The sequence below is a fragment of the Clostridium kluyveri genome, from assembly GCF_001902295.1.
GTDB classification, from domain to species: Bacteria; Bacillota; Clostridia; order Clostridiales; family Clostridiaceae; genus Clostridium_B; species Clostridium_B kluyveri_B.
Window position 1 is genome coordinate 3,725,467 of sequence record NZ_CP018335.1, and the last position, 19,245, is coordinate 3,744,711.

General features: G+C 32.9%; 30 protein-coding genes and 2 pseudogenes. 2 read left to right on the top strand and 30 right to left on the bottom strand.

What is annotated here, in order from left to right:
* Window positions 1-67: 67 nt before the first annotated feature.
* From BS101_RS17970 to terS, 19 genes and pseudogenes are all read right to left on the bottom strand, one after another.
* Window positions 68-478, bottom strand: a complete 411-nt coding sequence (locus BS101_RS17970; RefSeq protein ID WP_073540068.1) for a phage tail tube protein — start codon at window positions 476-478, stop codon at window positions 68-70.
* 10 nt (window positions 479-488) lie between these two features.
* Window positions 489-1,916, bottom strand: a complete 1,428-nt coding sequence (locus BS101_RS17975; protein ID WP_073540069.1) for a phage tail sheath family protein — start codon at window positions 1,914-1,916, stop codon at window positions 489-491.
* Between the two features lies 1 nt (window position 1,917).
* Window positions 1,918-2,229, bottom strand: coding sequence for a hypothetical protein (locus BS101_RS17980; RefSeq protein WP_073540070.1), 312 nt, complete (start codon window positions 2,227-2,229; stop codon window positions 1,918-1,920).
* Between the two features lie 26 nt (window positions 2,230-2,255).
* Window positions 2,256-3,071: a hypothetical protein gene (locus BS101_RS17985; RefSeq protein WP_073540071.1), complete on the bottom strand. Its 816-nt coding sequence runs from the start codon at window positions 3,069-3,071 to the stop codon at window positions 2,256-2,258.
* Entirely contained in the window at window positions 3,056-3,298 is a 243-nt protein-coding gene (locus tag BS101_RS17990) for a hypothetical protein (protein ID WP_073540072.1), read from the bottom strand. Before BS101_RS17990 ends, BS101_RS17985 begins: the two co-directional genes overlap by 16 nt.
* Window positions 3,299-3,318: 20 nt before the next feature.
* Entirely contained in the window at window positions 3,319-3,744 is a 426-nt protein-coding gene (locus tag BS101_RS17995) for a hypothetical protein (protein WP_073540073.1), read from the bottom strand.
* Between the two features lie 13 nt (window positions 3,745-3,757).
* Complete coding sequence (locus BS101_RS18000) at window positions 3,758-4,150, bottom strand: hypothetical protein (protein WP_073540074.1); 393 nt, start codon at window positions 4,148-4,150, stop codon at window positions 3,758-3,760.
* Window positions 4,150-4,470 (bottom strand): hypothetical protein, encoded by a 321-nt coding sequence (locus BS101_RS18005; protein WP_073540075.1) that lies wholly within the window; start codon window positions 4,468-4,470, stop codon window positions 4,150-4,152. Before BS101_RS18005 ends, BS101_RS18000 begins: the two co-directional genes overlap by 1 nt.
* Before the next feature lie 2 nt (window positions 4,471-4,472).
* Window positions 4,473-4,685 (bottom strand): hypothetical protein, encoded by a 213-nt coding sequence (locus tag BS101_RS18010; protein WP_073540076.1) that lies wholly within the window; start codon window positions 4,683-4,685, stop codon window positions 4,473-4,475.
* A 56-nt stretch (window positions 4,686-4,741) separates the two neighbouring features.
* Entirely contained in the window at window positions 4,742-5,800 is a 1,059-nt protein-coding gene (locus tag BS101_RS18015) for a major capsid protein (RefSeq protein ID WP_073540077.1), read from the bottom strand.
* Window positions 5,801-5,812: 12 nt separating this feature from the next.
* Window positions 5,813-6,199, bottom strand: a complete 387-nt coding sequence (locus BS101_RS18020) for a hypothetical protein (RefSeq protein WP_073540078.1) — start codon at window positions 6,197-6,199, stop codon at window positions 5,813-5,815.
* A 23-nt stretch (window positions 6,200-6,222) separates the two neighbouring features.
* The gene (locus BS101_RS18025) at window positions 6,223-6,837 is read right to left on the bottom strand and encodes a phage scaffolding protein (RefSeq protein ID WP_073540079.1); all 615 of its coding nucleotides are present in this window, start codon (window positions 6,835-6,837) and stop codon (window positions 6,223-6,225) included.
* Between the two features lie 49 nt (window positions 6,838-6,886).
* Window positions 6,887-7,066: a hypothetical protein gene (locus BS101_RS18030; protein ID WP_073540080.1), complete on the bottom strand. Its 180-nt coding sequence runs from the start codon at window positions 7,064-7,066 to the stop codon at window positions 6,887-6,889.
* A 194-nt stretch (window positions 7,067-7,260) separates the two neighbouring features.
* A complete protein-coding gene (locus BS101_RS18035; RefSeq protein ID WP_242951325.1) occupies window positions 7,261-7,680 on the bottom strand; it encodes a hypothetical protein in 420 nt (139 codons plus the stop codon).
* 62 nt (window positions 7,681-7,742) lie between these two features.
* Window positions 7,743-7,892: a hypothetical protein gene (locus tag BS101_RS23470; protein WP_198039508.1), complete on the bottom strand. Its 150-nt coding sequence runs from the start codon at window positions 7,890-7,892 to the stop codon at window positions 7,743-7,745.
* 5 nt (window positions 7,893-7,897) lie between these two features.
* Window positions 7,898-9,616, bottom strand: coding sequence for an exonuclease SbcC (locus tag BS101_RS18040; RefSeq protein WP_073540082.1), 1,719 nt, complete (start codon window positions 9,614-9,616; stop codon window positions 7,898-7,900).
* Between the two features lie 2 nt (window positions 9,617-9,618).
* Window positions 9,619-11,064, bottom strand: a pseudogene (locus tag BS101_RS18045) (phage portal protein); the annotation flags it as partial.
* A gap of 51 nt (window positions 11,065-11,115) precedes the next feature.
* Window positions 11,116-12,451: pseudogene (locus BS101_RS24650) on the bottom strand (PBSX family phage terminase large subunit).
* Entirely contained in the window at window positions 12,451-13,218 is a 768-nt protein-coding gene (gene terS / locus BS101_RS18055) for a phage terminase small subunit (RefSeq protein ID WP_073540083.1), read from the bottom strand. Before terS ends, BS101_RS24650 begins: the two are co-directional and overlap by 1 nt.
* A gap of 149 nt (window positions 13,219-13,367) precedes the next feature.
* On the opposite strand from terS, the gene BS101_RS18060 reads away from it, so the two are divergent.
* Window positions 13,368-13,703 (top strand): YmaF family protein, encoded by a 336-nt coding sequence (locus BS101_RS18060; RefSeq protein WP_073540084.1) that lies wholly within the window; start codon window positions 13,368-13,370, stop codon window positions 13,701-13,703.
* Between the two features lie 55 nt (window positions 13,704-13,758).
* Here BS101_RS18060 and BS101_RS23475 read toward each other — a convergent pair whose 3' ends face one another.
* On the bottom strand, window positions 13,759-13,920 hold the full coding sequence (locus BS101_RS23475; RefSeq protein ID WP_198039509.1) for a hypothetical protein: 162 nt from the start codon (window positions 13,918-13,920) through the stop codon (window positions 13,759-13,761).
* Window positions 13,921-13,971: 51 nt separating this feature from the next.
* Here BS101_RS23475 and BS101_RS18065 point away from each other — a divergent pair, with 51 nt between their 5' ends.
* Complete coding sequence (locus tag BS101_RS18065) at window positions 13,972-14,160, top strand: hypothetical protein (RefSeq protein ID WP_073540085.1); 189 nt, start codon at window positions 13,972-13,974, stop codon at window positions 14,158-14,160.
* A 120-nt stretch (window positions 14,161-14,280) separates the two neighbouring features.
* Here BS101_RS18065 and BS101_RS18070 read toward each other — a convergent pair whose 3' ends face one another.
* The 10 genes from BS101_RS18070 to BS101_RS18110 all read right to left on the bottom strand — a co-directional run bounded on the left by BS101_RS18070 (window position 14,281) and on the right by BS101_RS18110 (window position 19,245).
* Window positions 14,281-14,727 (bottom strand): helix-turn-helix domain-containing protein, encoded by a 447-nt coding sequence (locus BS101_RS18070; protein WP_242951326.1) that lies wholly within the window; start codon window positions 14,725-14,727, stop codon window positions 14,281-14,283.
* Between the two features lie 120 nt (window positions 14,728-14,847).
* Window positions 14,848-15,315 (bottom strand): transcriptional regulator, encoded by a 468-nt coding sequence (locus BS101_RS18075; RefSeq protein ID WP_073540086.1) that lies wholly within the window; start codon window positions 15,313-15,315, stop codon window positions 14,848-14,850.
* Between the two features lie 77 nt (window positions 15,316-15,392).
* On the bottom strand, window positions 15,393-15,989 hold the full coding sequence (locus tag BS101_RS18080) for a hypothetical protein (protein ID WP_073540087.1): 597 nt from the start codon (window positions 15,987-15,989) through the stop codon (window positions 15,393-15,395).
* A complete protein-coding gene (locus tag BS101_RS18085; protein WP_073540088.1) occupies window positions 15,974-16,216 on the bottom strand; it encodes a hypothetical protein in 243 nt (80 codons plus the stop codon). Before BS101_RS18085 ends, BS101_RS18080 begins: the two co-directional genes overlap by 16 nt.
* A gap of 10 nt (window positions 16,217-16,226) precedes the next feature.
* Entirely contained in the window at window positions 16,227-16,412 is a 186-nt protein-coding gene (locus BS101_RS18090) for a hypothetical protein (protein ID WP_073540089.1), read from the bottom strand.
* Window positions 16,413-16,616, bottom strand: a complete 204-nt coding sequence (locus tag BS101_RS18095; protein WP_073540090.1) for a hypothetical protein — start codon at window positions 16,614-16,616, stop codon at window positions 16,413-16,415.
* 22 nt (window positions 16,617-16,638) lie between these two features.
* Window positions 16,639-16,800 (bottom strand): hypothetical protein, encoded by a 162-nt coding sequence (locus BS101_RS22950; protein ID WP_156876080.1) that lies wholly within the window; start codon window positions 16,798-16,800, stop codon window positions 16,639-16,641.
* Between the two features lie 331 nt (window positions 16,801-17,131).
* Window positions 17,132-18,457, bottom strand: a complete 1,326-nt coding sequence (locus BS101_RS18100) for a DNA cytosine methyltransferase (RefSeq protein WP_073540091.1) — start codon at window positions 18,455-18,457, stop codon at window positions 17,132-17,134.
* Window positions 18,458-18,560: 103 nt separating this feature from the next.
* Window positions 18,561-18,911, bottom strand: a complete 351-nt coding sequence (locus BS101_RS18105) for a hypothetical protein (RefSeq protein WP_073540092.1) — start codon at window positions 18,909-18,911, stop codon at window positions 18,561-18,563.
* A 4-nt stretch (window positions 18,912-18,915) separates the two neighbouring features.
* On the bottom strand, window positions 18,916-19,245 hold the full coding sequence (locus BS101_RS18110; RefSeq protein WP_156876081.1) for a MazG-like family protein: 330 nt from the start codon (window positions 19,243-19,245) through the stop codon (window positions 18,916-18,918).

Below are 19,245 nucleotides of genomic sequence, written 5' to 3' on the forward strand. Positions count from 1 at the left end.
CCCCCCTTATTAACAAAATGTTAATAAAATTATAGCATATTCTGCTAATAAGGGGAATTTATATACATTAATCTGCCTCAATAGCATCCGTTAATTCATAACCTTCAAATGTAAAAGGACTTTCTTCCATTACTAAATCCCCAACCTTTAAATCAATAAGGTTAACTTCATCAGCCATACAGTTCAACAATCTTATACTCTCATATCCATATGCTTCTGGATCTTCAAGTCCTACGATAAGTTCAAATCGCTTAAAATCTCTTTTTATCATATCTGATGTTACATGATATCCAGTAAAACTGCCGGTACCTTTTTTAGTACCTCTCTTATACCTAGTCCACTCATCTCCAACTACATTTATTTCTTTTTTATCAAGTGCGACTTTTGCAGTACACTCACTTACATTTGTTTGTTCAACTCCATCCATAAGTATTTTTCCATACCTACTATGAATAGTTCTACTTGAATCTAAAGGCATATTATCCCTCCTATCTTATATATCCTGTACCATAAATTCTTTTCATCACATTTATATATTTAGCATCCCATATCCAGAAGAACTCATCATTTTTAGCATTCGCTTGAAGTTCTTCATCTATTTCCACAGTAAAATCGCTATCTATTAGACCAGAATCATTCAAAGTTTCAAAGTACTGTTTCAAAGCTGCCAATACAGCAACCTGTCCTGTTCTATCATTGCCTATCTTTCCTATATATTTCTGATTACCTGTAGAACTAGTATCTTCATCTACTGCATCTATAAATTTAATAGCTCTTAAATATCCTAAAGTTTCATTTTGATCTGTCCCATAAGACTTTAAGGTATTTACATCATCTTCTACTATAACTTCACCATTATCGTATCTTACAATCATAGTACCTGCTTGTAATGAACTTTTAATTTCCTCATCAGTTAGGTTTTTAGTCACATTACTAAACACAGTTTTAGCATTACACAAGCTTTCTTTAAGACTTTGACCTTCTCCAAGGGCTGCTATATAACATGCTGTTTCTGCTGGAGTATATGTTATTCCATCCAATATTCCTCCAACTGCACCAATATAACAGAATCCCTCATAATTGAAACTTTGTGATTTAGCATTAGCCTCATTTATTGTCTCATCTAACCCACCACCGGCATATGCTCTTATTTTCTTTCCATTCTTCCTGTTTTTCTCAACCCATGATTTAACACTTGTTTGAAGAGCTGAATCTATTATTCCATCCAATACGAATCCATTAAATTTTACACCTTCAAATGCTGCCATGGCATCAATATATTTATCATTTGTTATTGCTGCTGCACCATCATTACCACCTGTTAATGGCTGATTTACTATACTTGTCAAAGTACTGTTGCCATCTGCAACTTTTTCAGCATTAATCCACAGATTCTCTTCATTGTTATTTATTGATTCAACCATTTCCTGTATTGCTCCAGAAAGTGCTGTAAAAGAATATATTTGAGTCGTCTCATCATAGAGAATTATATCTTTTTTAGATGAATCTACAATATTATCTCTCACAGTAACGTTGAATTTTCTTGTAGTAGGATATTTCGTATTGATTTTTAATACATCTCCAGAAGGTTCAGCTGTATCTTTTAATGTTATTGTAGATACCTTTTCATTTCCATCCGCAAGTCTATACAAAAGGAGTTCTTTGGGCTGACCTAATAATACCAGTCTTCCAAGTCTGTATGCAGTATAGCTGGTATCATCTCCGAAACTTGCAATTAATTCTTTTTCAGATGTTATTGATATCACTACTCCAACCGGTCCCCAATTGGCTTTTACAGGCATTGCAATAATGCCTCTTTTGCCTTGCTGTATACGTGATAAAGCTATAGCTTTAAACCTATTATAAAATCCTGGCCTTATCGGTTTATCTGTCTCACTCCAATATCCAGATGCCATACTATTCTACCTTCTTTCCTAAGAATTTTTTAATTCTTTCTTTAAGCTCTGTTTTAGTCATCTTTGTTTTTTCACAATTAAATAAAGCACCTGAGACTACTTCTCTCCTGTAACCAAGTGCCTTACAATTATTTATAAAATCTTGTATGTCATATACTTCTTCTTTTGATGCCAATTTTTCCTCTTGATTAGCCTTAACTCCTTCTACTTCTGTAACTGTAGTTTCCTCCAAATCTTCTTTGATAGATAAATTCTCTGGTACTATCTTTTCATCAGTCGGAATGTATTCTTTCTGTATTGTATTATCTTCCAAATCTATCCCTCCTTAATTAACCTACTTTATTTTCTCCTTCCATAAATTTTATTTATAGTTGGTGTATTTTTCTCTATCATCTTCCTCCTAAAAAAAGTAACAGTTAGCTGGCCTACACCTAACATATCTGCTTCCCTATCTTCACTAATACTTTCTACAGTAAGGTATCGCCTATCTAACAAATCCAAAGGTATTTTAAAATCATCAATAAGATTATGTTCTATATCATCTAATAATTTATTAACTTGATTTTTATTATTACTGACAATGTGGCATACAAAAGTTTTAGTCTCTTTTACAAGAGCGTAATTTTCTCTTTCCTTCTTTTGATTCTTTACCCTCCATAAAATAGAAGGCACTTGAAAATTCTTTTTCCAATTATTAAGATATACTGTATAGTCTGTAATAGTTTTTGTATAGTCATATAATGCATGAAGCCATGTATCGGTATTGACTTCATACTCCTCATGTAGAGCTATGACATTAAACCGAAGTCCTCTTGCTATGGCCTGCCATTCCACATCTGCAACATCCTGTCCTATGGTGCCATTAAAAATACAGGTAAAAGTTTCATTTGTTTTTGTATCTTCTATTACCTGCATATTAAGAGCCTTGATTACTTTGTCCCCCAGTGAATCCAGATTTTTAAAGGTAGTTCTTTTCTCATATATCCATATTTCTATAGTTCTTTTGAATCCAACTACCTCTCCACTGTCGGTATCATTACCCTGGAGAACTACTGCATAAGGTTTCGGGGTATCTCTTGTTGGAACAGTGGGATCACAACATTTTTTAAGTTCTGGAATACTGTCAGTAAGTTTTTTTCTTATTCCGTCACGCATTGCTTTTCTACCTTTGCCTTAGCTTTTATTTTTAAATGTTCTGCGTAAAATTCTACTTTCACCATAGGTATATTTCGTGCATCCATTGAAAAACTAACGCTTTTTACTTTTTTTGAATGATCAATTCCATCTATAATTATTTTCCCTAATAATTTATCAATGCCATATTCTATTTCTATATCAGCTAATTTTAATTCTTCTTCATTTTTAATCTGATTTTCACTCATATTATCAATCCCCCCATAATTTATTCACTCCAATATTCAATTATTTTATTTGCTATATTGTTCTTATTATTTTTAAGGGTATTCTCTAAAACAGGCATAGGTTTTATTCCCTTTACGAGCTTAGCAAAATGTCTATTTCCATCTTCATCAACCCAACTTAATATTTTCTTATTTACAGGTACTATAGGCTTTCCTGCAGGTCCGTATATTCCGGTACCTTCTTCCAGCCATCCCCCATATTCTTCACTTGGAATCAAAGACAAAGTATATTTTCTTCCTGAGCCTTCCACACCGCCTTTTATACCCCTTCTTGCATCTCCACTTCTGTCTTTCCAGTAGGCGTTCGACTTGGCCTCATTAACCAGCATGGGTTTTATTTTGTTATCAAGCAGCCCATACATTCCATTTAGTTTATTTTCTATGAAATCATTAACTTTGAATCCCATATAACCACACCTTTTAATCTATACGTTCCAAATCACACTCATAACCGCAGATTGTATCATTAATTATTATAGGATATGCGGCCTTTACCTCGAATTTATCACCATTACTTGTAAATTCAATAGATTGTTTAGGCGTAACATCCAATTCTGCATCCTTGTCAGCAATCATTTTGTATCTGCTTATATAAGAAGTTCCCTGGATTCCTGAATTTATATTGATATTTACTGAATTACTATTTGTCCCAATATAAATTAATACCGTTATGGTTTTCTCAATTGGTTCATCATCTACAAATGCACCATCAACCTCTTCGTTAATAGTCTTAGTATAAGTTATAACCGTTGGATTTACTGATATGGCCTTATTGATTGCATTTATAATTTTATTTGGATTTATTTTTGGCATTATGCACCATCACTTCTTCTCATGGAAGTTTTATAGCCTCTTACTATAGTTGGATTTAATGCAGCCTGTTCTGATAAATAATCAGCTTGATATATGGAAGCTAGATTATTCCAATAGTCAGGATCGGCATTTTCTATTGTTACAGGTCCCACCACTATTTTACTTTCCATATTTGCTTTCATTAAACAACCTCTCCAGCTGGCCTTAAGGACATTATTGTCATTTACTTCAAGTAAATTCTCCAATTCTTCATCTGAAAACACTGGGTACTGACTTTCATTAAGATTTACTTTCAATATTTCTAAAGGAGTAAAAGCCATAATTATTCACCTGCCTCTGTACCTGCCTTTTCCCCTTCTCTATTAGGTGGAGTAGATGGAGGAGTTTCAGCTTCTTTTGGGATTTCTATATCTGCATATTTACTTAATTCTTCTATGTCTTTTTCATTGACTTTGAATTTTTCTCCTGTCTTCATGAATGCTCCATTATACTTAATATGTTGTCTTGCTATTGCATTATATTTTTTTGTTGCCATGAATTTATTCACTCCTTATAACATTAAATTAAAAAGTAGCCATAATTAAATGACTACTAAGCAACAGTACCAAAGAACACTTCATCTGCTCTATCAAACGAAACAATAGGCATTACCGACACCTTGGTATCTACAGTTACTGGATCCCACTTAGTATTTGTAGTAACTGCTATACCTGGTTCTATTATTGTTGTATCTAATTTCCCACTGCCATGTGTTAAATCAAACTCTTCAGGAGTTGTACCATAAACAGTATCTCCTAAAGTTGCTCCACTCATTAATGTTATCTTATAATTCTCATAATAGGGTACTGGGTCTGCTCCTTCATATGGATAATATGTTGTGTCTTCTAAGAATACGATAATCAAATTCATTCTTTCTTTAGCATATTGTAAATAATCTGATTGAGATAATATTCTTAATGTATTTAAATTGCTATTTCTTATGTCATTTGTAATTGCAGTATTAATTAAAAATGTTTCATCAAAAGTTTTCTCTGTCATAAGCATAATATTAGGCTTTGGACAATTATCATCTGTTATTATCTTTTGAAAATTTTTAACGTCTCCAACTATATCGGCAGCAGGATTCGTCCATTTATCATCAGCAGTAAGTATAGTTCTGTGATTTTCTGGCACACCATACTCGACAGCAACATTTCCGTCCTTAGGATCACTAGAATAAATAATTTTCCCTGTTTGAATTACTTGTGCTCTCATTTTTTTAGCAATTATTCCTGCACCTTTTATAAGATTTGCTTGCCCATCAAAAACTTGATCTAAAACTGCATTAACAATATTTTCATTATTACAATTCATAGCATTTATAACTTCTCTTCTTGTGGTTTCATCTATTCCAACAGCTTCTTTAAAAAATGGAATCTCGGTTGTTGAAACTTCTACCTTAGCATTTAACGATCTCATTTTAGCAGCTACATCAAAAGTCGATTGCCTTAATGCTACAGCTTTCTTTTTAGCACCTTTTGCGTGTTCTAATTTAGTTCCTAATACTTTCTTATTAGGAAACAATGTCTGGTCTATAGTATCTTCCACTGGTAATTCCTTAATATATAAGGCGATATTTTTTGAATTTATATAATCCTGTAATTTAGGCATTTTTGTTCCTCCTTATGCTCCAAATATTATTTGTTTTAACGCAGCCTTTTCTACTTCTGCATTATCTTCATTAAATTTAATTTCTGATTCGTATAAAACTCCATGTACCAGAACCGGTACAATTTCTGTAGCATTGTTAGGATTAGAATCAACTGACATAGAATCTTTAAAACTTACATCTTGATAAACGACACCATAGGCATCTGTTGTACTTTCGGTTGTTGTTACTGGTTTTCCTTCCTTTGTTAATAATGTTCCAGCTTCTAACACTTCATCCGAATTTATTGCTGTTAATACATCTGCTTTCTTTACATTAATAGGTAACGATATAAAATGGTCACCAGCTATTAATCTTAATTTCTTTTGGCCGCCTATAACCTCATACGAACTTTGATGCATTTTGCATTCCTCCTTAATAAAAATTATTTTTTAGCAAAATCCAAAATATTTTTGGACTTACTAGCTTCTGCACGTTGCTTTCCAAGTTTTGTTGCTATATTTTCATCACTTGGTGTAGGATTTGATTCTGAACCGCCTGAGTTAAAAGTACCTGTACCCTTAATCTCTTTTTCAAATAGATAGTCATCAGATTTCTTGATTGCATCAACCTGCTCCTTAAGACCGATAAAATTACCATTGTCATCAAGGGTCAACTTGTCTAAGTCTAGTAATCCTTTCAGAACTTTAGAGTTTTTAGCCCCTATAGTAGCTAATTTAGATTCAAGAGCAATATTGAACATCTGTTTCTTATACTCTGCCTCCTGTTTGCCCAAATCTTCTTTGTTTTTGCTCTGCAGGTCAGTGAGTTTAGTTTTTAAATCCTCATTGTCTTTAGCAAGTGGCTCCAAGTCTTTAATCTGCTTGTCTCTATCAGATACACCTTTTTTATAATCATCACGCTCCTTTTTCGTTTGATTATATGTCTCCTTAGAAATATAATCAGAACTATCTACCAAATCTATGTCTTTGTATTTTTTCTGGAGATCTTCTGGTATTTGTGTAAATGAATCTCCTAATATTTCACTTAATTTTGGCATTATTTTAATCCTCCTTGTTTTTTTCTATTAAATGATTGACTTTATCCCTTCAAACTTTCCACTTAATTTTTAGTAAATCAAACTTCAATTTATACAGTTCAGCAACTATATTTAAGTACTCAATTGGCTTTATGTCCTCATTATCCAGATATTCATCTGCCAATGATTTTAAATATGCTAGGTTTTCTATTTGTTGATCTAACTCGGTATTTATTTTATCTGCATCCACTAATTTTGTACCTCCTCATTTTGCAAGATGAAAAAAGGCCCTATTCTTTTAAGCCCTGAATTATTACTATATCTTAATTTTTTTCTTCCAAACGCAGATACACTTTCCTAAAATATTTATTTGTATCCAAGACTCTGCATACTTTAATCCATTTTCTTCGTATTTTGTGATGTAGTGATGCATCCTTTTTCCTCCTATCTTTTCATATCTTGAAGTGTCTTTCTAAATTCTGTAGTAAATTTATTAATAGCTCTATCGACTAAATCATCTACTAAGATATCATCATCTATATTTGCATCAATACCTATAGTATTCTGAGTTAACTTTTCATTGAATACTCTTGGGTTATCTTTTACAAGTGCATAAATAGCAGTTTCTAAATCATAAATTTGTTTATGCTCTAATCCTATATTGTAAACAAAATTAATTTGATGAAGAACTTCATGTATAAATGTAGTTTCCTTATACTGATGTGATGCACTTTTATCTATCTGTATTTCTTGTGAATTCCCACAGCTTCTTCCTGAACTTGAACCATCTCTCATAAGATTATCAATTAAAGCTACTGAAAAAATCATGCCACCAATTTTAATTTTATCGGGTATATTCAACACAATCCCTCCCTTAATTTTGAGCATAATAAAAGCACTCACTATTTTCACTTAGTAAGTGCTTCTTACTCGTTTACTTTATTAGACTCTAATTCTTTCATAAAAGTTTTATATTCATTTTTTACCCACTGTGGAGAATCTTCTTTTATTTTTAGGCCCTCATCATCATAATAAACATATTCAGTACTCATAAACTTAGGTTCTGGTAGTTCCATATCTATCACCCCTTATTAATATGCTTTTTTAGTTTTTGCTCAACTATTTCTCCAAATACTTGAGCAAATTCTCTCGGAGTATCTCCTCCAAAATATTCTGCAAATGTTTCTGCAAATGCTTCTGCTGGATTTGTTCCTCCATATCTGCTTACCAGTTCAGATATATCTTTAAAACTATACGTATTATCATATTTTTTATTATACTCTAATAATACATCATTTATAAAATTTTTGCACCAATTATCACTATCTAATTCATTATTTTCAAACCATTTAAGCGAATCTGCTACATGATGTCCATATTCATGTATAAATGTTTTATAACTTTTTGCGTTTGGTATTGTCCATTTGCTTTTAATACATTGTTTAATATATTGCGTATTATAATCCTGATCACAAAAGTATTCACCATTTAGTACAAGTTCAACTGCTTCTGGATGCTCAGGATAATACCTATAGTATCCTACTGGGGTAATATTAGCTTTTATCTTTATACTAGGTAATTTTACTGGATCTACTTCTTTAAATCCTTTAAAATAATTATGGAATTTATCTAACCAATTAATTGAAGACTGTAATAATTCTTTATCTATAGGATACTTTCTACTATCAGAGAATTTTATATCATAACTCTCTTTTAGATGATCACTTATTTCCTTTTTGTTCTTATATTGAGTATTTATATCTTTTACAGTGCTCCATTTTTGTTCCTTATCCATATTGACTATTTTATTATCGGCATCATAATTAATTTTAGTTTGAATTTCATCTGGAACGCTAACCTTAATAGAAGTTTTACTATCTCCTTCTTTAACCCATTCATCTATATTGGATTTAATTTGAGAATTAACTTTATTTTTACTCCAATCTTTCATAGTCTCAATACATTTTCCAAACTCTTCAATTACTTCTGTCATGTAACATAGACAATTTGGATGCTGGAGTGGTAGATCTTCAGGTTTAAATACCTTGCCATTATACTCGTCACATATATCCATCCTGCCATGCATTCTAGCTGAGTGGCTTGCACTTAAATTCCACTTAAGCCCTTTACAGAATGGATTTTTCTTTGCATTTTGGATTAAGGTTTCTGTTTGTGCATGAGTTATACTGGTCCTTGCTAACCTTCTAGCTTGATATGATATATTGTCCCCACCTAGTCCATCAGCAAAAGTCTTAGGCGTAATGCGATTCTTAGGGTTAACATATTTCTCTAGTTCTGCAGCAAGTTTTTTAACATTGGCACCTTTGGCTATATTGGCTTTTATAATCATGTCAACCTTACTGCCATTGTCACCAGTTATATTCCATAATCTTCTACTTAATGTCTTACCATCTTTATAATAATTCCCTGCTATAAGCTGCCTTACAGTATCACTTGACACCTTGGTTATAGTCCTCTTTAAAGCTTTGTTTGTGGCTTCATCAGGCGAAATCATGTCTACAAAGCTAAGCTGTACGCCTTTTTGTATGTCAGAACTTTTTCGGATATTATTTTCAATTGTTTTACTGAGCTTATAATAAAGCTCTGCCCTATACTCATTGATTATTTTATATTGTTCTATCTTATGATTTCTAGTTCTGGAATCTGGCATACTTAAGATTTCATCTATAAGTTTATCCCCGGCATTTTTATAAATATTAAAAAGTTCTTTTTCCTGCTGAAAATTCAGGGCAATAAATTCTTTTCTTGCCTGAAGAACTCTTTTTTCATATTCATTCATAACTATTCACCAGTGTTTAAATTATTATCAACATTATTATTCAATTCACTATTCAATCCTTCAGTAAATGAATCCTCTGCATTACTCAATTGTGTTTTCTCCTCAAGTATTTCATTGAAAGCTTTTTCGTCGTCTTCCTCATCACTAAACTCTTTAATGTATGATTTCCTCGACCTCACATCAGCTTCGACTTCCAAAATCGCAGTTTTCTTCTTTTCATCATCATCAGAAGGGAGAGGGTAATTATGCTTGAAGATGGTTGTATACTTTATACTCAACCATTCAGAGTTAAATATACCTTTATAGCATACTGGAGCCACTTCAATAATAAAATTGATTAATGCCAACAAAGGCCTTTCCCAGTCATTCCACTTTTCCTCACACCTAGCTATCAAATCATTGTAAAGATAAATCATGGCTTTAGCAGAGGGGATATTATTCAAGTCTGATAATTTAGGCATATCCAGTGCAAAATTCATATCCCTTTCTGTCCTGTCCAGGTAAGCTTCTATTGCATCAGAATTTCCTATATTGTATTCCATTCTTTGAACTGCAGCTTGTCCCCCATTTTCTACAAGTTCATCTCTGGTTTTTACTGCATGTAGTGCATTAGGAGCTATAGTGAATTTATTTACATCATCTTCATTACCATCAATCACAACCTCTGAACCAAATAACTGAAACCTCAACGCATCTGCAAAATCCGATATTCTCCTGTTATATTGGTTTTGAGCATCTTCCAGTTCAGTAACATCAGATTCACCAAAAGAATCATTAAGTTCCCCACCATTTTTAATAAGCCAGCAGGGTATAGCAGTAAATCCAGTGTCTATATCTATCGTAAGTTCTTCCTGCAGGTCTGTATTTTTATAGGTTTCTTTCTTATACCACGCCTGCCTTTCTTTTGAATTTTCATTGACTTTATAGTAATAGGTGTGAAGGTAGTAAATCTTATCTGCATCAGCTTCCCTGTATACATTAAGTTCATCCTCTTCAAAGAACACAACCTTTAATAAAACTCCATTCTTTTCTTTATAGTAAAAATTTTCTATAGTCTCATACTTAAGTACTAAAGGTTGTCCTGGATTAGCTTCTACTCTAAGCAGTACCCTCTTTTTTACCGTGGATTCTAAAAAAGCCTTTCTTGTATTATTCCAGAAGTTATTATTTTCAAAAATATCCTCTACAAATTTTCTTAAATCCTCACATTTATCCTTATCTTTAAAATCATCTGGTTTAAATATTAGGGTAGGTTCCTTCCCAAACATCCACCTTGCCTGTTTCCTAAGAAGAGGCTTTACCTTATTTCTTATATCTTGAGTAGGTTTATAATCGCAATTATCATCTGTCGGCCAGTTTTGGCCATATAATATGGGATCATTTTTAGCTCTCTCTGGATCTGCGGATTTCCCTTTATAAAAGATATAATCTCTTCTTACTTTTCTTTCTCCTTTTAATTGTAAATCCTGTAAGTTTTAATGTTGCTGTTTTTATATTCACTAAAATACAGTGCCTCCTTTCCTTCTATGATGTATTTTTATAACCCTCTGCCCTTGTTATAAACACTATCTGCATATTTTTGTTCTTTAATATCAGCAACCTCATAACCATCTAATCCATACCATATAGCACTAAATGTATGAGGATCTATGTTAAATTCATCTTCTATAATTTCTCCATTTTTATCTATGCATATGTAAATCCTTTAATTCATCTACGGTATTAGTACAATTGCTAGAACATACTATTTTCTTGAATCTTTTAACCTTCTTGGTATTCTGCAGCCTTGACCCTGGAAACTTTTTAGCTCTTCTAATGTTGAACCCTTGCTGATTGAAATACTTAATTGTTTTAGGTTCTGCACCATCAGCACGAATAAGTTCTTGAGTACTTTTAAATTCAGCTATTTCAAGGGCAGTTCTATCGTCTGTCATTTGATTTTGTAATACTCCCAATAGATATAAAGTATCTTTTCATTATCGTCTACAACTAACCTTAACAAAGCATTATAGGAATCTTCAAACCCAAAGTCAAAGCCAACCTCCTAATCGGATTTTTTATGTTCCTATAGCTTGAAGCACTTCATAGTGTGGCCTAACTTCAAATTGAGGAAGTACCCTCCTACCATTTATACCGAATCTACCTTTTCTGGCTATCCTATATAAATCAATATCATAAGTTTTTAATTCTTCTAGCTGCTCTATATAACTTTTAGGCAAAAATAAATTATCATCTGCCAATGAGTGATGATAATAGGTATTATTTCTTACAACTATTCTTTTTTTGTAGAGTTCCTCGTCATCCAGTATGAATATTTTTTTCTTCTCATTTTTAAAGAAGTGCTTGTATGTCCCAATTATCCTTACTTACAGGGTTAGTTGAAAGTATCATATGCAGTGGCAGTCTTGGATGTCTTAAACGTCCTAAAAGTTCTTTGAATCCTTCATATTTAACCTCTGAACATTCCTCAATCCACACTATAGAAACATTGTTTATAGACTTTAGCTTTGAAGGTTTATCCATACCTTTAAATATTATTTTGGAGCCATTAGGAAACCTAACCTGCATTGGTGAAGCTGTAAATTTAATTCTAGTGTCAAGTCCCATGTCTATTACTATTTCCTCTAAAAGTGAATAGCAGCTGTCCCTTATAGTATCAAACACTTCTCTAACCACAAGTGCAGTTCTTTTCTCCTGGAGCAATTTAAGTATTAATTTCAATGCCACATGATAACTCTTTGATGATCCATAACCACCAACTAAAAAATAGAATTTATAATCCCAGTTGAAAATAAAATCTTCAAAGCTAGGATTTACTTCTTTTTCTATAAGCATTATTCATCACTTTTTCTTTTTATCATTATTTCTATAGGCTTGTTATCGTCAGGATTTTTAACCTTCTCTATCTCGGCCCTAAGTTTTTCCATCCTCAACCTTTGTTCTTCTGTGGCCATGTCTGGGTTGTTATGAACCATCTCATCATGTTGCTTGATAAGACTACGAAGCTCTGACATAGCCCTAGATTGAGCTTTAAGAAATGTGGCTTGCCTGTCCCATGCAAATTGAAACTCATATTCTAATTCTTTCTCTGATTCATTGGTGGAAGTTTTCTGTGTGCTTCTACCTTTAGTCTTAACCTTGGACTTTCTAAGCTCCTTAATCATTTCTTCTTTACTCTTAACATCCATAATTCTCTGGGACCTTGCTATGGCCGTATACTGAATTATTATATTTTCCCAGAGCATATCCAGAGGATCTTTAATCATAATCTCCTGCACCACCTCCATTGTTTCAGGGGGAAAAATCTTAGAAAAAAAGCCATGGGATTCAGCGTTTTTGTTTCCTTTTGGTACGCTGCTCACATGACCTTTTGAATTCTTATTTTGTGGTTGGCCGCCCTTTTTTCGTTTAGTTGTACAACATTCATTTGTTTGTTGTACAACATTCAATTTATCTACCCATTTATCCCTTTGCTTCCAGACTGCAATCTTCTTTTCATCTTCACTTAGAATCTTTGCAATCTGCCTATTTTCAATATTCCCACCATGTTCCTTGTAAATCTCAAATGCTTTATCCCTGTTTGGACTTCTCTGTCTCGGCATCTCTACATTGTCACCACCTGCCTCATTCGTTTTGTTTGGGGGATGAAGAAAGAGCTTTATTATAGTTTCATCCCTCTACTAAATTTCATTAATTATAAGTATCATAATAAATTCGTCAACCATACTATAATGCTAAGGAGGTAAGACTTATGTCTTGTTGTAATAAAGTTCAAACACATGACCATGAATTTTTAGGAAGCACTATGTTAGCTGAATTAGAGGAAGATCCTCATAATCATAGATTTGCTGGAGTATCTGGTCCGGCGCTTAGAGTTACACGCGGACATGTTCATGTAGTTAAAGCAAGAACAGATTTTTATGAAAACCATTTTCATGAATTCGAAGCAACCTCAGGACTTCAAATAGATGTTGGAAATGGAAGACATGTTCATTTTGTACGAGCAATAACTACAGAAAACGATGGCCACACTCATAATTTAATTTTTGCTACACTTATTGAAAACCCTATTTCAGAAGAAGCCTAATCTTAAAAAGTAGAGCTGCTAAATATTCATGCAGCTCTGCTGTATTTTAATTATTCTACCTCATCCTCCTAACAGCACCCTTAACTCTCCTGTAACACTCATGCCGCATTAATTTTTCAATATCAGAAAAGGAGAGGTATTCGCCTCTCCTTGGTTTATCTTTATTTAGTTTTTTATTTTGGTTAAGCTTTTCTTTCAGGATTTCTCTTATCTTCATACCTCTCACCTTCTTTATGTTATGATTAAATAAAAAGGAGATTTCTCATCTATGAAAATTCTAAAGTACATATTTCTATGGGTTATAAGTTTTATTGCATTTATGTATGGTTCATCTATTCTTGATGTAATATTTAATAATGATTCTGATTCAAGCACAATATTGATTACTTTATATGCATTAGGAGCAACTATAATAATTTGTACATACCTAATAATAAATTCTATAAAAGAAAAATAAGCACTCTAAATGACGAGTGCCTACCTTTGACATACACATATATAGTTTTATTTTATTTACGGTTTCCCGCATTGGCAGCCCTATTTAACCCTGGAGCTAGAGGTATATTCATGGGGAATATTAAAATTTAACTTTATTTTCATTTGCCAATCTTCTCGGAGTGTCCCATGTAACTACAGGAGCAACCTCTTTATTTATTACTATATCCCCGTCAGGATTCGTTTTATATATAGACCTATTCTTTTCTACAAACGCACTATCACTTATATATTTATTTGCTTCATAGTTAACTGCCTTTACCACCTCTCGCCTACATGTTAAGGCAACCCTATGTTTATATTTTAAATTACTAAAGTTTCTTTGGATGCATTTTTCTACAGTATCTTTTTTAACATTTAATTTTCTAGCAATCTCAGGGGCTGTTAACCCATCTAAATACAAAATCTTAACTTCTTCTTTATTTAACACAGCTCTCAAATCATCAGCTCCTAAAAAAGAATATAGTTCACCCAAACCATAAAAGTGGACATGTTTTATTTTTACCAAATTCAACTCTTTGAATTTCATTTATATTATATACTATTTCTCAATGTATTTTGTCCCAACTTTGTCCTATTTTTGTTTCAAATTTGTCTCATTTTTGTCTCAAGATTTTTTACGATTAAAAAAGGCAACAGCATTATTTTTTCAGCTATTGCCATATACCCCTTCCCACTTCACGATATCCTCCAGTATATCCTCTCGCCACCTGTAGGCAGTACTTCTTACACCACCATACATTTCATTTGCTATCCATCCAACGCTTTTATTTAGCTTGTACTTATAAATAATGAATTGCATAATTTCTTCTGATAGTGGAGGGACTGTCAGAACTTTCTTCAACGGAGCTGTATTTCTCTTTAACCACCTTATCCTGGACATATTCTTACGGAATTTTCTATTTACATATTTTAGTTCATTCTTAAGCTCCTTAATTTCCTTTTCATCTTCATTTTCTATCACGCTTTCACTTGAGTGCTTTATATCCCACTGAATACTTTCCTCCTGATCTTGAAGGTCTTTGCATTCCAGTTCCAAAGCTTCCATTTCCTTAAGATCTCTAAAATAGCCATACAGCTTACCTTCTGTCCTTTTAAATGTTTCTTTGTCCAACATACAGTTCCCTCCCATGTACTTATTTAAGCTAAACTTTTATTTGTCTCATATTCTGCATTTTACTATGAAATCGTCAATTATTTAGCCAACTGCTCTATATCCCTTCTTAATTCCATGGAATTATATATCATATTCACGTATTTCTTTATCCTAAGTTTTGGCATATTAATACTTTTCCTCTTTCCTTCTATATCCATATCAATTTCTTTTATTCGTTCTTTAAGGAATTTAATTTTATTAGAAATCCGTTCTTTCTCTAAATTCCTGACGTTTATATAAGAAACTATGGCCTTTTCACTTTCCTGTAAATCTTCCTTTAATGAATTTATTTCTTCCAGCAGCTCTTTGACAATTCCTCTGTTTATTTTTTCAGGAAAACCATAGTCAATTTTAATAAGAGTGATGATTACCGATTCATCCTGTCTCAAAACAAGGAGTATATCATCCTTTACATAGAATCTTTTGATAGTTCCATCTCCACCAAGCCGGTCTTCCGTTAAAAACTCTGAATAGTTAAATATCTTATTTATATCTCGTATTATCCTGTCATTATTCGTTAACACGTAATTTTCTATATCAAAACTATTAGTTATTCCCTTAACTCTTTCCACATATCTCTCCTTGCAATGGTTGGTTACATCAACATGCTTAAGTTCTGTTAGCACTGCTTCCATGGAATCCCTCCTTTAATAAGTTTTAAAAATCGTCTTAATAAACCTTCTCTTTCCAAAAGCATTATATTGATAATAACTGTATTGTATATATCCATTTTTTTAACTATAGCATCTCTTAACCCTGATACATTGTATATATCCTTAGCTTTACAGCTTACTTCCACATCTGCAACTCCCCACTCTTTATCTTCAGTAAAGATAAAGCATGAAACCAAATATTTATTCATACCACCCCTCCTATTCCCTTAATTTTAATGCCTTTTCCCTATCATATTCTTCTTTCAAATAAAGCCCTGGTTCCGTATATACTTTATCTCCTAGTATCTTATCCACTTGAGATATCGCAGCTCTATCCGTTTTGGCTTCAATAATTACTTCCTGTTCAACTTTTTTATCATCTTTGTATACTAATATATACTCCATTTATTCTCCTAACCTTCTTCCACACATAGGACAATACTTTATCTTAAAATGTCCTTGTGCAAGTCTATGCCTAAATAATACTATTCTGGGTTTATCACCTTTCAATTGAAATATTACAGCTTCATTAGGTTGTGTTTTTTTACTGTCAGGGCTTTTGTTTATAAGAATGCTTTTTCCATATTCACCGTCACAATATTGGCACATAAGCTATTCCTCCTTAACTTATTTACCTCCCATGCCTGTCCCATTCTTTTTTAAAATTCTTATAACTCTTAGCACTTTCCTTCCTGCAATTCCTGACAACTATATAAATGCCTATTATCCCAACTATGCTAATTAAAGCCCATGTTCCTATAAACACATATCCTAATTTTATTAAATGTTCCATCTACTCACCTTCTTCAAATTTCTATGCATAATAAATCCAATTTTGCACATACTATCTTTGTGTTTCATTATGTAATTATGTTTTAATGTATGTGTAACATAATTAATCCTTATACCGGGGATGGATAATCCCCGGTGTTTAGTTTTACTTGAAATTACAACTAATCTATATTAAATTCCCATGTATAATAACTTATAACTTTACACATACTATTTATATATCCATTGAATAATTATCTTTTCAATGTTTATCTTTAACATATTAGTTCCTCATACCAGGGGCATATAAATCCCTGGTATTTAGTTTTATTGCAAAGTATTTGAGATACGAACTAACTTACATGTTCTTTTCTGCAACTTTCAGACATATTTGCCTGTGTTAATACTTTTGCCATTACCGGTACTACACTATTTCCTATTCTTGCAACCCTTTTACTTATTGGATACCTTTTACCAGTATAATCATGATCAATGATATAATTTTCCGGAAAACCTTGACCTAATTTTAATTCTTCAGGTTTTAACATCCTAAACCATATATCAATTAATTGATATTGCTCTCCTTTAATCACAACCGTTACAAGTCCAAATCTATCTTTAGTAACTATAGTACCTATAGGCCCACTCACCCTTTGCCCTATCCCATTTCCATAATACTTGATTAGAAAGGCCGAAATTAAACCGAAATGTCCAGGACTTGTTGTAATGGTGTGTATGGGTTCATTTACTGCCTGTCCAGTACCACTCTTATAAAATTTAGTGATAAATGCAGTAACTAATCCATATCGGTTGCTTGTGTCAATAGTCTTTATTGGTTCATTCAAGCTCTGACCTCTTACATATTCTTTTTTTGTTTCACCATGATATTGGATAAGGAATGATGATGCTATATCATCTGGTAAAAAGTAAGGGTTATCATCATTAATAATGAATTTTTCAATTCCTCTTGCAATTCGGTTAAGTGTTTTTTCCTTTAATGGCTTTTCCCTTGTAAATATGGAACTTCCTAAGTCATTCCAGTCAATACATTTTGATATTGGTTCCCACTTTTTAAGTCCATTTACACCAAGTTTATTATGTGTGGGTTCCGGCCAAATAATATTTTTTCCATCACGCCTAAATACTGCATACCATCTATTCCTTGTTGTTGGTGCCCCATAATCAGCAGCTATCAACTCCCTACTGTCAAATTCATAACCTAATCCTTTCATTGCACTAATGAATTTCTTATAATCTTCCCCTTTACGTTCTTTTATAGGATGTCCCTCATTATCAAGAGGACCCCATTTTTGAATTTCTTCGACATTTTCCATTAGGATAACATCTGGCAAAATTTTTCTCGCATGTTTGTATACTGCCCATGGCAATATTCTTAATCCTTTTATCTTGGGTTGCCCGCCTTTTGCTTTTGAATGACTTGTACAGTCTGGGGAAGCCCACATAAGTGAAACATGACGACCTTTTGTATATTTAAGCATGTCAACCTTGAATATATCTTCTGTAATGTGCATAGTCTCTGGATGGTTAGTTTTATGCATTAATATAGCATCAGGATCATGATTTACTGCTAAATCAATCGGTCTCCCCATTGCCATTTCAATTCCCGTAGATGCTCCACCTCCACCTGCAAAAATATCAATTATAAGTCCTTTATTCATTGTTTTAACCTCCACGTCTGGAGGCATGGCCATGCATTTTATCTAGAATTACTCCGATTTTTATTTTTTATTTACTTCACAATAATTTCAGATTATGTCACAACTAATATCCTATAATAGTTTCAGTTCTGTCCATAAAACCACAATCTAATAAATATTTGCAGAATTCTTCAGGTGTGGGGTCTTCACTATCATGTTCCCCTAATACATTAATCAAATCATGAAAATTTGACAACGCGCTCCAAGCATCACTGAATATATTCAATTCAGGAACTATTTTTCCACTTAGATTTATCCAATCCACTGTCATTTCACCGGTTGTACCTCCTTGGGAGGAATACAACCCAAAAATTACTCTATCTACATAATCTGAATTCCTTAAACAAACCTCTCCATACCATGCTCTTGATAATTGAGTAAAACCTTTAATCATGCCTTCGTTTTTATTTTCCATCATCCTATCTCCTACACACATCAGCCCCAACCTCTGCACAAGCCTCACAGCCTCTATCCACCAACTTTTTATTATGCCTGTGGAATCCCTGGACTATGTCAAAATTCTCTCTGAAAAGCTTCGCCAGAATCCCAATACCCACCTGAATAACATCCAGTACCTCTTCCATTATCTTTTTCTTATCTCCAGAGGAGAGAGCTTCACACAACTCTCCTGATTCCTCTAAAACTTTATCCTTCCAATCCTCCCAGGTCATTGTACGATTGTCTATCTTATTTCCTCTTCGGTCTATCAATTTCCTAAGCACCATTAGCTTTAGTTTCAATGTGTTCAC